A 12,632-nucleotide genomic window follows, 5' to 3' on the forward strand; every position below is an offset into this window, starting at 1 on the left:
TTCGAGGGCGTCCCCGCTACATGGCAGCCCATGTTAGCGCTGACCCACCTCCAACGCCTCGAAGCGGAAGCCATCCACATCATGCGCGAGGTGGTGGCCGAGGCCGCCAATCCGGTGATGATGTATTCCGTCGGCAAGGACAGCGCGGTCATGCTGCACCTCGCGAAAAAGGCGTTCTACCCCGCACCGCCCCCATTTCCGCTGCTGCATGTCGATACCACGTGGAAGTTCCGCGACATGTATGCACTGCGCGAGAAAGCCGCATCGGATGCGGGGATGGAGTTGCTCGTGTGGCAGAACCCCGAAGCGGCGGCGCAAGGCATCAACCCGTTCGATCATGGCGCGGTGCATACCGACATGTGGAAAACGCAAGGGTTGAAACAGGCGCTCGACCACCATGGCTTCGATGCGGCATTCGGCGGGGCCCGGCGCGACGAGGAAAAGAGCCGCGCCAAGGAACGCGTGTTCAGCTTCCGCACCGCCAGTCACGGCTGGGACCCCAAAGCGCAGCGCCCGGAGCTGTGGAACCTCTACAATGCGCGCAAGGCACCCCGAAACGGCAAGGGTGGGGGCGAGAGTATCCGCGTGTTCCCGATCAGCAACTGGACCGAACTGGATGTGTGGCAATACATCATGGCGGAAGGGATCGACATCGTGCCGCTGTATTTCGCCGCGCCGCGCCCGACGTTTGAACATGATGGCGGACTGTTCATGGCCGACGATGTGGAACGTCTGGAGCAGGTGCTGGGTTACCGGCCCGAGATAACCGAACGCTCCATCCGTTTCCGCACGCTGGGCTGCTTCCCGCTGACGGGCGCTGTGGAAAGCGAGGCCTCCGATCTTTCCGAAGTGGTGCAGGAAATGCTGCTCACCACCACCAGCGAACGGCAGGGCCGCGTCATCGACAAGGACGAAGGCGGGGCGGGCATGGAGAAGAAGAAGCAGGAGGGGTATTTCTGATGGCCGACGCCCCTTCCGCTTACGAAACAGATGCGCTGATTGCGGATGATATCGACGCCTATCTCGACGCACACCAGAACAAGGGCCTGCTGCGCTTCATCACCTGCGGCAGCGTGGATGACGGCAAGTCCACCCTGATCGGGCGGCTGCTATATGACAGCAAGATGGTGTTCGAGGACCAGCTCGCCGCGCTGGAATCCGACAGCAAAAAGGTCGGTACGCAAGGGCAGGAGATCGACTTTGCGCTCTTAGTGGACGGGCTGGCGGCGGAGCGCGAACAGGGCATCACCATCGACGTCGCCTACCGGTTCTTCGCCACCGAAAAGCGCAAGTTCATCGTGGCAGATACGCCGGGGCACGAACAATATACGCGCAACATGGTCACCGGCGCATCGACCGCCGATCTGGCGGTGATCCTGATCGATGCGCGCAAGGGTGTTTTGAAACAGACGCGCCGTCATACCTTCCTGTGTCAGCTATTGGGCATTCGCCACATGGTGCTGGCAGTGAACAAGATGGATCTGGTCGGATACGACCGCGCGGTGTTCGACGATATCGTGGCGCAATACCGGACCTTCGCGCATGAGCTGGGTATGGAGGGCGTGACCGCCATCCCGCTGTCGGGTTTTCGCGGAGACCACATCACCGCCACGCCCTCGCCGAACATGCCGTGGTATGACGGGCCGTCGCTGATCGGGCATCTGGAAAGCGTGGAGCTGGCGTCCTCTGCCTTGCAGCAGCAGCCTTTCGCCATGCCGGTGCAGTGGGTGAACCGACCCGATTTGGATTTTCGCGGGTTCGCGGGATTGATCGCTGGCGGATCGGTGAAACCCGGCGATACGGTGCGCGTGGTACCCTCGGGCAAGACTAGCACGGTGGCGCGCATCGTGACTGCGGATGGCGATCTGGACGAGGCAGTGGCGGGCCAGTCCGTCACGCTGACGATGGCGGACGAGATCGATTGTTCGCGAGGCGATGTGATTGCCGCCGCCGACGCTCCACCCGAAACCGCCGACCAGTTCGAGGCCACGCTGGTCTGGATGGATGACGAGGCGCTGAAACCGGGGCGCGGATACTGGCTCAAGCTAGCGACGCAGACCGTGACCGCCACGGTGCAGGAACCGAAATACGAAATCGATATCGAGCACGAGCAGCACATTGCCGCCAAGACGCTAGCCCTGAACGCGATCGGCGTGGCCGAAGTCTATACCGACAAGCCGCTGGTGTTTGCGCCCTATGTGCATTCGAAGACGTTGGGCGGCTTCATCCTGGTGGACAAGATCACTAACCGCACGGTCGCCGCCGGAATGCTGAATTTCAGCCTGCGCCGGGCGGACAACGTCCATTGGCAGCCGACCACGATCGGCCGCGAGGATCACGCCGCGCTGAAGAGCCAAACGCCGCGCCTGCTATGGTTCACCGGCCTTTCGGGCAGCGGCAAATCGACTATTGCCAACGAGGTGGAAAAGCTGCTGGCGCAGATGAACCGGCATACCTTCCTGCTCGACGGCGATAATGTGCGCCACGGGCTGAACAAGGATCTGGGCTTTACCGAAGCCGACAGGATCGAGAACATTCGCCGCATCGGGGAAGTCGCCAAGCTGATGACCGATGCAGGGCTGGTGGTGCTTACCGCCTTCATCAGCCCCTTCCGCGCCGAACGCGATATGGTGCGCGCCATGCTGCCGGAGGGCGAGTTCGTGGAAATCTTCGTTGATACCCCGCTGGACGTGGCCGAAGCGCGCGATGTGAAGGGGTTGTACAAGAAGGCACGCGCGGGTGAGTTGAAAAACTTCACCGGCATCGACAGTCCGTATGAAGCACCCGAAACGCCTGAAATCCGGGTGAACACGGTCGAGATGACGCCCGTCGAGGCCGCTGAGCACATCATCCGGCAGATACTCCCGCTGAAATGAGCAAGCTCGGCAACCTGTCCGACGCGGCGCTGGCCGCGCATCTCGCGCATGAGGCGGGCCGGATCGCCCTGCGTGTTCGGGCGGAAAGCGGGCTGGAAGGCAGGGGGCTGGGGGATGAGGGGGACCGGCGAGCGAACGAGTATCTCGTCGCTGCATTGCGGGAGGCTCGGCCCGATGACGGGATACTGTCCGAAGAAAGCAAGGATACAGAAGCGCGCCTGTCCAAGTCGCGCGTGTGGATTGTCGATCCGGTGGATGGCACCCGCGAATATGGCGAGGGTCGGTCCGACTGGGCGGTGCATGTTGCGCTCAGCGTGGACGGTGCGCCGACGATTGGCGCGGTTGCGCTACCCGGTCTGGCGGGCGGTACGGTCTTGCGTTCAGACGAGGTTCGACCGCTGGAGCCATACGACGCCGCGCCGCGCTTTCTTGTCAGCCGCAGCCGTCCCGCAAAGGAAGCGGTTGCGGTTGCAGAAGCGATGGGCGGCGACCTGATCCCCATGGGCTCCGCCGGGGCAAAGGCAATGGCGGTCGTTCGCGGCGAAGCGGAAATCTATCTGCATTCCGGCGGGCAGTACGAATGGGACAATTGCGCGCCCGCCGCCGTGGCGCTCGCCCATGGCCTGCATGCGAGCCGGATCGATGGCGCGCCGCTGACCTACAATCACCGCGAAACGTGGCTGCCCGATCTGCTGATCTGCCGCCCCGAACTGGCAGGGCAGGTGCTGAAACTCGTCAGCGACCTGCCCGTATCTGAGTAGTTACACGCGTTCGATAATGATGGCCGGCGCCATGCCACCCGCTGCGCACATGGTGATCAGCGCATAGCGCCCTTCGCTGCGTTCCAGCTCGTCGAGCGCAGTGCCGATCAGGATTGCGCCGGTCGCGCCGATCGGATGGCCCAACGCGATGGAGCCGCCATTGATGTTCACTTTCGCGCGGTCGAGATCCAGATCGCGGATGAACTTTTCCGCCACCACGGCAAACGCCTCGTTGATTTCCCAGACGTCGATATCGTCTTTCGTCAGGCCGGCCTTGGCCAGCACCTTTTTCGCTGCCGGAACCGGCGCGTTCAGCATCAGCGTGGGATCGTCCCCGACATTGGCAGTGGCGACGATGCGCGCGCGTGGTTTGAGGCCGTGGGCGTCGGCATATTCCTTCGACGCGAGGAGGATCGCCGCCGCGCCATCGACCACACCCGACGACGTACCGACATGGTGTACGGGTTCGAATTCGAGATCGGGGTATTTCTTCTTGATCTGGCCAGCAAACGTCGTTCCGTCGGCGGCGATGGGGTAATCGTAGAACTTGCCGAATGCGGGCTTCATTTCGCCCAGCGTTTCCACCGTGGTTTCAGGGCGGGGGTATTCCTCGCGGTCGAGCAGAATTTCGCCGTCCGCGTTTTTCACGGTCACCAGCGACTTGTCGAACCGGCCTTCCTCGATCGCCCGCCCGGCGCGCTGCTGGCTGGTTGCGCCCAGTTCCTCCAGCGCCTTGCGGTCGATGCCTTCCATCGCGGCGATGGCATCGGCGGCAACGCCTTGGTTAGTTTGCGGGTGGACCGCATCCAGCGTCTCGTTGCCAGCCCCGATCCCGAACGGCATCTTGAAGCCCGCCTGCTGCGCGCCGCCGTGGAACTCGGCAACCTTGCTCATGCTCTCGGTGCCGCCTGCAATGACGAGGTCTTCCATGCCCGACATGACCTGCGCCGCTGCCAGTGCGGTGGCAGTGATGCCGCTGCCGCAATAGCGGTCCAACGTGACCCCGCTCGCTGTAATGTCGTATCCGGCATCCAGCGCCGCCATGCGGCCCAGATCGCCCGCCTGCTCGCCTACTTGGCTGGACGTGCCCCAAATGATGTCGTCCACGTCCTTCGTGTCGAGATCGTTGCGGTCGCGGATCGCGGCCAGGACGGCCTTGGCCAGATGCTGCGGGTGGACGCCGGAATACGCGCCCTTGCCGGGCTTGCCCACGGCGCGAGGGGTGCGGACGGCGTCAATGATATAGGCTTCGGCCATGGGGTTAGCTCCTGCAAGAATGATGTGTGTCGATGCTGGAACGGGTTGAAGCCGGTTCGGTTTCAGGATGCAACCCGTAAGGGCGCGAATTGCCCTTGCCCTGCGCGATTGTTAGGCGCTTGCGAAACAACACGCATTCAGCGCTACCGCGACACGAGTATCCGTCCATGACCATCACGCCCGACCTCCCGCCGATGCGCAGCTGGCTGTTCGCCCCCGGAGACAGCGAAAAGAAAATGGGCAAGGCGGCGGCGTCCGATGCGGATATTGCGCTGTTCGATCTGGAAGATGCGGTGGCGGAAAAAGCCAAGCCCGATGCGCGGCTTCTGGTTGCGGCGCAGCTTTCCAGCGCCAATGACGCGCAGCGCCGCCGCTTGTGGGTGCGGGTCAATCCGCTTGACGGGCCGCACACGCTGGCGGACCTTGCGGCGATCATGCCTGCAAAACCCGGCGGCATCATGCTGCCCAAGGCGCAAGGCCGCGAGGATGTGGAGGTGCTGGATAAATATTTGAGCGCGCTGGAAGTCGCGAACGGCATTCCGCAAGGGTCCACCCCGGTCATTCCGCTGGTCACCGAAACCGCCGCTTCGATGTTCCAGACCGGCAGCTATGGCGGCGCGCCGCGGGTGGTGGCGATGACGTGGGGGGCGGAAGATCTGGCCGATTCCATTGGCGCCAACGCCAACACGAACGATGATGGCAGTTACGGCTTTACCTATGAAATGGCGCGCAGCCTGTGCCTCCTGGGCGCAGCAAGTGCGGGTGTGGCCGCCATCGAAACGATCCAAGGCGATTTCCGCGATCTGGATGGCCTGAAAGAGCGCGCAGAAAAGGTGCGGCGCGATGGCTATTCCGGGATGCTTGCCATCCATCCGGCGCAAGTACCGGTCATTAACGCAGCTTTCACGCCTAGCGCCGATGAACTGGCCGATGCGCGCGAGATTGTGGCGCTGTTCGATGCCAATCCAGGGGTGGGCACAATCGGTTACAAGGGCGGCATGCTCGACCGGCCCTATCTGTCGCGCGCGCAGCGATTGCTGGCGCAGGCGGGCGAATAATGCCCGAAATCATCCCTGCAGAAGCGCTCGACCTGTCGCGCTACCTCAAACGCGGCGATGCTATCGTGTTCGGACAGGCCTGCGGCGAACCGGTGACTTTGGTGGAGGCGCTGGCGGAGCAAGGCGCGGCTATCGGCGATCTCAGCGCATTCATCGCCACCAGTTTTTCTGGCGCGTTCAAGCCGGAGCAGGCGGATGCGTTCCGTCTCTCCAGCATGGGCGCAATCGGCGCGCTGCGGAGCATGGCCAAGGCGCAGGCGCTGTCCGTCATTCCATGCCATGTTGGGCAGATAAACAGCTTCATAGATGAAGGGCTAATCGGCTGCGACGTCGCCATGGTGCAGGTGAGCCCCGCAGACGCTTCGGGCCACCACAGCCTCGGTCTGATTGCCGATCATACCGCTGCCGCCATCGCCAAGGCGCGGGTGGTGATTGCCGAGGTGAACGAACGCGTGCCGTTCAGCCATGGTGAGACCGTTCCTGCCGACGCGTTCGACGTGCTGGTGCCAACCAACCGCGAGCCAGTGGAAGTGCAGCCCGTCACCATCGGCGATACCGACCGCGCCATCGCCCGGCATTGTGCCGAGTTTATCGGTGATGGTTGCGTTATCCAGACCGGCGTAGGCAGCGTGCCCGATGCGATCCTGCAATTGCTGGGCGACCGGCGCGATCTGGGGGTGCATTCGGGCATGTTGGGGGACGCTCTGGTCGATCTGGTCGAAGCGGGCGTCATTACCAATGCGCGCAAGGAAATCGATGCGGGCGTGTCAGTCAATGGCGCGCTGATCGGGACGCAGCGTCTGTATGACTGGGCGCATGACAACCCTGCCATCGCCATGCGCGCGGCGACTTACACCCATGACGCAGGAGTCCTGGCGCAGCTTTCGCGGCTGGTGTCGCTGAACTCCGCCGTGGAAGTCGATGTGACGGGCCAGGCCAATGCCGAAATGGCGGGCGGCAGCTATGTCGGCGGCACCGGTGGGCAGGTCGATTACGTCCGCGCCGGCGCGCGCAGCAAGGGCGGACATTCCATCATCGCGCTGCCCTCGACGGCGCGCGGCGGCTCGCTCAGCCGGATCGTGGCGCAGCTATCCGGCCCGGTCACCACCGCCCGCAGCGAGGTCGATATCATTGCCACCGAATATGGCGCGGCGCAGCTTCGCGGGCGCAGTCTGGCGGACCGGGCGCAAGCGCTGGTCGCCATCGCGCATCCCGATTTCCGCGAAGAGCTTGACCGCACCGCGCACACCATCCGCAAACAGGGGTACTGACGCATGACTGAGGCAATCCGCTTCGAAACGACCGAGGACGGCATCGCCATCCTGACCATCGACCGGCCGGAACAGCGCAATGCCTTGTCGAAGGAAGTCCGCGACGGTCTGTTCGCCGCTTGGGACCGGTTTGAAAAGGATGACACGCTCAAGGTTGCCATCCTGACCGGCAGCGGAGAGAAGGCCTTCTGCGCTGGCGGCGACCTGAAGGAGATGGTGGAAACCGGCCTCAAGGTGCCGCCGCCGGGCATGTTCCCGGTCGGACATGAGACGGTGCATTTGACCAAACCCACCATCGCGGCAGTCAACGGCGTCGCCTATGCAGGCGGGTGGATGATCGCGCAGGGGTGCGACCTGTGCGTGGCGAGCACGTCCGCTCGCTTCGCCATTACCGAGGTGAAGGTGGGGCGCGGGTCGCCCTGGGCCGCGCCGCTCATTCACATGATCCCGCAGCGCATCATGATGGAGATCATCCTGACCGGCAATCCGATCACGGCCCAGCGCGCTTACGAAATCGGGCTGGTCAACCGGCTGGCCGAACCGGCGCAGCTTATGGACGAGGCACTAAAGCTGGCGCGTGAAGTGGCGGCCGGCGCGCCGCTGTCCTTGGCAGCCGGGCGCGAAACCGTGATGCTCGCCACCGAAATGGGCCGCTCCGCCGCATTGAAAGCTGCCCGCGCTGCGCATGAAAAAGCCTACAACAGCGAAGACGCGCAGGAGGGTCCGCGCGCCTTTTCCCAGAAACGCACGCCCGAATTCCGCGGGCAGTAAGTCTGCCCTTGGCGGACCAAGCCACGAAAAGCTTTTTTCCGCTTGGCTGCCGGAGCCTGTCAAACAGCGATGCCGTAACGTAATCCGCCTGAGCTCCGGGGCCTGTGACCATATTGCGCCAGTCCGTCCGCTTGTCAGCGACAGATTTTGGCCGCACTATTGCGTCCAGGACGAAGCGTCGGCACAGGCGCGCTCCGCATAAGACGTTTAATTCGCATGGGCGCGGCCTCCGCACGATCGGGGCCGCATTGGGAGAGAGACATGATCAAGACATCGTTGAAAGCCGTTTCGCTGGGCGCCATCGCCGTGGCGACGACCCTGCCCATGGCCGCCTATGCGCAGGCCGAGGCAGCGCAGGCTGGATCGACGGACGACGATCCCGAAGTCGAGATCGTGGTTACGGGCTCGCTCATTCGCGGCACGCCCGAAGATGCAGCATTGCCGGTGGATGTGTTCAGCAATGAAGACCTGACCAAGGCGGGCATCGACAGTCCACTGGAATTTATCAAGGAACTGCCGTCCGTCGGCGCCGTGCTGGGCGATACCAACCAGTTTTCCACCGACGCGCAGGCGTTTCAGGGCGTCGGCTCGATCAATTTGCGCGGCCTCGGTGCGCAGCGCACGCTGGTGCTGCTGAACGGCAAGCGCACGCTGCAATCGCCGGGTTCGGGCTTTGCCGATACCAATTTCATGCCGCTGTTCGCGCTCGACCGGATCGAGCTGCTGAAGGACGGCGCGGCTGCCACCTACGGCTCCGATGCCGTTGCGGGCGTGGCCAACTTCGTGACGCGCCGCAACTTCACGGGCTTGGAACTGCAGGGCGACTACACCTTTATCGACGGTTCGGATGGCAATTACACGCTCAGCGCGCTGGCTGGCTTCGACTTCGGCGATCGCGCCAATCTGATGATCGGCGGCGGCTGGCAGCACCGGTCCGAACTGGCGACCACGGACCGCGATTTCGCCAACCGTTCGTTCGAGGAAAACCCGTCGGCATTCTCGGCCCTGTCGACCCCCGGCCTGTTCGCCATCACGCGCATCGGCGCGACCGGACTGGAGACGACGGTTCGGCCCGACCGGGGTTGTAACGATCTTGGCGGCACGCAAACCGGCGCGCTTTGCCGGTTCACCTATGTACCGTTCGACAACATCGTGGAGGACGAGGACCGGTATCAGGCATACGCCCAGCTCTCGCTAGACCTGTCGGACCGCGTCGATTTCACCGCCGAAGCGCTGTATGCACGCAGCGATCTGGAATCGATCAACTATTCGCCGGCCTTCCCGCCAACACAGGGCCCGCGCGGTTCCGGTTTTCAAAGCGCGTTCACCACCTCCCCAGCCAATCCCGGCGTTGCGGTGTTCCTGGCACAGCAGGGCCTGCCGCCCAGCACGGCCGCAAGTCCGGTGGTGGCGGTCACCAACGTGTTGTTCCGCCCCTTCGGCTTTCTCGGCAACCCGCTTGATCCCGATCGCGGTTCCGGCACCGGTTTTGCGAAAAGCCGTGGCTACCGCGTATCCGGCGGGTTCGATATCGAACTGAACGACAATCTCGTGCTCGATCTGGATGCCACCTTCTGGGAGGCCGACCGTCGCCGCGCCGCGCCCGGCATTATCGGTTCGCGTTTGCAGAACGCGCTGAACGGTTTGGGCGGCGCGAATTGCAATGTGGCCACAGGCACTCCAGGACAGGGCGGCTGCGAGTTCTTCAACCCGTTTTCAAATGCCGGTCCGGGCAATCCCACGCTCGGCCTCGACAATCCGTTCTACGTTCCGGGCAATGAAAACAGCGCGGAACTGGCGACCTTCCTCCAGGTCCCGAACGGCGTGATCGAGGAGGAGACTCAGTACATCTTCGACGCGGTCGTTTCCGGCCCGACAGGTATTGAACTGGGCGGCGGACCGCTGGCTTTCGCCGTCGGCGCGCAATACCGGAAGAACGAATTTGATACGCGCCCGATCAACCGGGAATCCAATCTCGATGTGAACCCCTGTTTCATCGAAGGCGATATCAGCTGCGTCGGCACCGCGACCGAAGGGTCCGGCCCGTTCATCTTCCTTGGCGGCAACCGGCCGTTCAACGTCAGTCAGAGCGTTTACGCCCTGTTCGCCGAAGTCAGCCTGCCCGTACTCGACACATTGCAGATCGATGGTGCGATCCGGTTCGAGGATTATGGAGGCTCGGTTGGCTCGACGGTGAACCCCAAGGGTTCGGCCCGGTTCGAGGCGACCGATTTCCTGACCCTGCGCGGCAGCGTCGGCACGACCTTCCGCGGGCCGCTGGCATCCAATGTCGCGCCGAATTCCGTGGTGGCGCTGGAAGGCTTCACCGCAGCTGGCGGCAATTTCAAATCGAAGGATATCTTCGGCAACCCAAACGATCTGGGACCGGAAACCGCGTTCACCTACAACGTCGGTGCAATCCTGGATATCGGCGGGCTGACTTTCAGCGCCGACTATTTCAGCATCGACCTGGAAGACCGGATCACCACCACGCCGGGCGATGCCATCGCCAGTTTTGTGGCCAACAATCAGGTGACCGGAAGCGAGCCTGTCAATTGCGCCAGCCCGCTGGCCAATCTGGTCACCTTCAGCGGCAATCAGTGTGTGCAGGGCACCACGACCGGCCTCGACATTGCGCGCGTCCGCACGGACTTCGTGAACGGACCGGATGTGAAAGTCACAGGCATCGATTTCGCGCTTAATTACGACCTGCCGCTCGGCCAGTTCGCCGTCCTGTCGGCCGGGGGTAACGCCACTTGGGCGCTGTCCTACGAATTCGACGATTTCGAATTGCAGGGTGTGGTCGTGGAAGAAGGGTATGACGCGGTCGGCTTCGGCAATTACCTGCGCGATCCGAACACCGTGCCGGAATGGCGCGCCAATGCTTATGTGAACCTTGCCGGCGACGTGTTCAACGTGCGGTACGGCGCGACGTATATCGACGGCGTGACTGACGATCGCTGCGTGGACCGCGATCCATGCTTCGGCACATCCAATTTCGGTGTCGATAGCGGGTCCTACCTCCAGCACGATCTGGCTGCGTCGTATGATTTCGTGGCCGGTCCGCTGGACCTGCAATTGCAGGCCGCGATCAAGAACTTCACCGACGAGGAACCGGGCGATGCGCAGCTTCCGCTGAGCTACAACCCGTTCATCGGTAGCGCGATCGGGCGGAACTACCGCCTCGGCCTCAGGGCACGGTTCTGACGATGCGGGATATGCCGGGCGCGCAGGTTGCGCGTCCGGCTCCCCTCGCTGATCGAGGGGGTGCAGAGTGGACGACATAAGCGGCGCGCGCACCGCCGCGGCCAGTGCTCCTGTCGTGCCGGGCACGACGCCCGGTACCGCGCCGCTGCTCGATTCCACGGGCAAGCCGATTTCCGCAAAGGCGCGGCGCTGGACGCTGGGCCTGCTGACGGCGGTCTATTTCTTCAGTTACATGGACCGGCAGATCCTTTCGATCCTGCTGGAGGATATCAAGGCCGACCTGCTGTTGTCCGATACGCAGCTCGGGCTGCTGTCGGGCCTCGCCTTCGCCCTGTTCTACGCCACGCTGGGTATTCCGGTGGCGGCGTTTGCCGACCGGTCCAACCGCCGCAACATCATCGCTACCGCGCTCGCCTTGTGGAGCGCGATGACAGCGGTCTGCGGATTGGCGCAGAACTTCCTGCAATTGCTGCTGGCGCGCATCGGTGTGGGCGTAGGGGAGGCAGGGTCCAGCCCGCCATCGCATTCCATGATCGCCGACCTGTACCCGGCCAACAAGCGGGCGGGCGCGCTTGCGATCTATTCGCTGGGTGTCACGCTGGGCGCGGCGGCGGGGCAGATGTTCGGCGGCAATCTCACCTATTTCTTCGACTGGCGCACCGCCTTCATCGCGATCGGCCTGCCGGGAGTGATCCTGGCCGGGATCGTGCTCGCTTTCGTGCGCGAGCCCGCGCGGCTGGCGGAACCGGGCGCGAAACAGATGGCCGACCGGCCCAGTATAGCGGATGGTTTCCGCACCATCATGGCCAACCGCGCCGCGGTGCACCTGATCGCAGGAGTCACGCTCACATCCATGATCGGCTACGCGCTGACGGGATGGAGCCCGCCTTACATGATCCGCAGCTTCGGCCTGAACACCTTGCAGATCGGCAATATCATCGCGCCGCTGCTGGCGATTGCGGGCGTTGGAGGGACGTTGGGTAGCGGGTGGCTGGCGAACAAGCTGTCGGACCGATACGGCATGAAAGCCCAGCCGCTGATGATCGCAGGCCTGAAACTGATCGCGCTGCCATTCCTCATTTTCTTCTACGTGGTGGAGGACGTGACATGGGCCGTGGGCGGGTACTTCATCGCGCTGCTGTTCCAGACCTGCTATCTCGGCCCGACTTTCGCCATGATCCAGACGCTCGCGCCGCTGAAGATGCGCGCCGTATGGGCGGCGGTGACGCTGCTGGTCATCAATCTGATCGGCCTGGGGCTCGGCCCGACCATGATCGGCCTGCTGTCCGACTGGTTCGAGCCGACCTATGGCACGGAATCGCTGCGGCAGGCTTTGCTGGTGGTCGCCTGTTTCACGCCGGTCGCAATTTTCTTCTACTGGCGCGCCTATGTGCATCTGAAGCGCGCAGAAACCGCTCGGGCCTGATATTT

The 12,632-nt window shown here is 63.4% G+C and carries 9 protein-coding genes; 8 read left to right on the top strand and 1 reads right to left on the bottom strand.

Annotated elements, in window-relative coordinates; translation table 11 throughout:
* Positions 1–30 precede the first annotated feature (30 nt).
* From cysD to HME9302_RS01710, 3 genes are read left to right on the top strand one after another with little or no spacing between them, the layout of a single operon-like run.
* Positions 31–960, top strand: coding sequence for a sulfate adenylyltransferase subunit CysD (gene cysD, locus HME9302_RS01700; RefSeq protein WP_115365570.1), 930 nt, complete (start codon positions 31–33; stop codon positions 958–960).
* A complete protein-coding gene (gene cysN / locus HME9302_RS01705) occupies positions 960–2,876 on the top strand; it encodes a sulfate adenylyltransferase subunit CysN (RefSeq protein ID WP_115365571.1) in 1,917 nt (638 codons plus the stop codon). Before cysD ends, cysN begins: the two co-directional genes overlap by 1 nt.
* Positions 2,873–3,637 carry a 3'(2'),5'-bisphosphate nucleotidase CysQ gene (locus HME9302_RS01710; protein ID WP_115365572.1) on the top strand — a complete coding sequence of 255 codons (765 nt, stop codon included), beginning with the start codon at positions 2,873–2,875 and terminating at the stop codon, positions 3,635–3,637. Before cysN ends, HME9302_RS01710 begins: the two co-directional genes overlap by 4 nt.
* On the opposite strand, the gene HME9302_RS01715 is transcribed toward HME9302_RS01710, so the two are convergent.
* Entirely contained in the window at positions 3,638–4,894 is a 1,257-nt protein-coding gene (locus HME9302_RS01715) for an acetyl-CoA C-acetyltransferase (RefSeq protein WP_115365573.1), read from the bottom strand. It lies immediately after the preceding gene.
* Positions 4,895–5,061: 167 nt separating this feature from the next.
* On the opposite strand from HME9302_RS01715, the gene HME9302_RS01720 reads away from it, so the two are divergent.
* The 5 genes from HME9302_RS01720 (at position 5,062) to HME9302_RS01740 (ending at position 12,627) form a co-directional block, all read left to right on the top strand.
* Positions 5,062–5,952 carry an HpcH/HpaI aldolase/citrate lyase family protein gene (locus HME9302_RS01720; protein ID WP_115365574.1) on the top strand — a complete coding sequence of 297 codons (891 nt, stop codon included), beginning with the start codon at positions 5,062–5,064 and terminating at the stop codon, positions 5,950–5,952.
* Entirely contained in the window at positions 5,952–7,223 is a 1,272-nt protein-coding gene (locus HME9302_RS01725) for an acetyl-CoA hydrolase/transferase family protein (RefSeq protein WP_115365575.1), read from the top strand. Before HME9302_RS01720 ends, HME9302_RS01725 begins: the two co-directional genes overlap by 1 nt.
* A 3-nt stretch (positions 7,224–7,226) precedes the next feature.
* Positions 7,227–7,994: an enoyl-CoA hydratase/isomerase family protein gene (locus HME9302_RS01730; protein WP_115365576.1), complete on the top strand. Its 768-nt coding sequence runs from the start codon at positions 7,227–7,229 to the stop codon at positions 7,992–7,994.
* A 261-nt stretch (positions 7,995–8,255) separates the two neighbouring features.
* Positions 8,256–11,201, top strand: coding sequence for a TonB-dependent receptor domain-containing protein (locus HME9302_RS01735; protein ID WP_115365577.1), 2,946 nt, complete (start codon positions 8,256–8,258; stop codon positions 11,199–11,201).
* A gap of 67 nt (positions 11,202–11,268) precedes the next feature.
* A complete protein-coding gene (locus tag HME9302_RS01740) occupies positions 11,269–12,627 on the top strand; it encodes a spinster family MFS transporter (RefSeq protein WP_230079832.1) in 1,359 nt (452 codons plus the stop codon).
* Positions 12,628–12,632: the final 5 nt, after the last annotated feature.

Origin of the sequence: Alteripontixanthobacter maritimus, assembly GCF_003340475.1 — a bacterium.
GTDB classification, from domain to species: Bacteria; Pseudomonadota; Alphaproteobacteria; order Sphingomonadales; family Sphingomonadaceae; genus Alteripontixanthobacter; species Alteripontixanthobacter maritimus.

What these genes read in the sequence shown, in the direction of transcription:
- HME9302_RS01725 (WP_115365575.1), top strand. Translation starts at nt 5,952, where the DNA reads ATGCCCGAAATCATCCCTGCAGAAGCGCTCGACCTGTCGCGCTACCTC.
- HME9302_RS01730 (WP_115365576.1), top strand. Translation starts at nt 7,227, where the DNA reads ATGACTGAGGCAATCCGCTTCGAAACGACCGAGGACGGCATCGCCATC.
- cysN (WP_115365571.1), top strand. Translation starts at nt 960, where the DNA reads ATGGCCGACGCCCCTTCCGCTTACGAAACAGATGCGCTGATTGCGGAT.
- HME9302_RS01735 (WP_115365577.1), top strand. Translation starts at nt 8,256, where the DNA reads ATGATCAAGACATCGTTGAAAGCCGTTTCGCTGGGCGCCATCGCCGTG.
- HME9302_RS01710 (WP_115365572.1), top strand. Translation starts at nt 2,873, where the DNA reads ATGAGCAAGCTCGGCAACCTGTCCGACGCGGCGCTGGCCGCGCATCTC.
- HME9302_RS01720 (WP_115365574.1), top strand. Translation starts at nt 5,062, where the DNA reads ATGACCATCACGCCCGACCTCCCGCCGATGCGCAGCTGGCTGTTCGCC.
- cysD (WP_115365570.1), top strand. Translation starts at nt 31, where the DNA reads ATGTTAGCGCTGACCCACCTCCAACGCCTCGAAGCGGAAGCCATCCAC.
- HME9302_RS01715 (WP_115365573.1), bottom strand. Translation starts at nt 4,894, where the DNA reads ATGGCCGAAGCCTATATCATTGACGCCGTCCGCACCCCTCGCGCCGTG.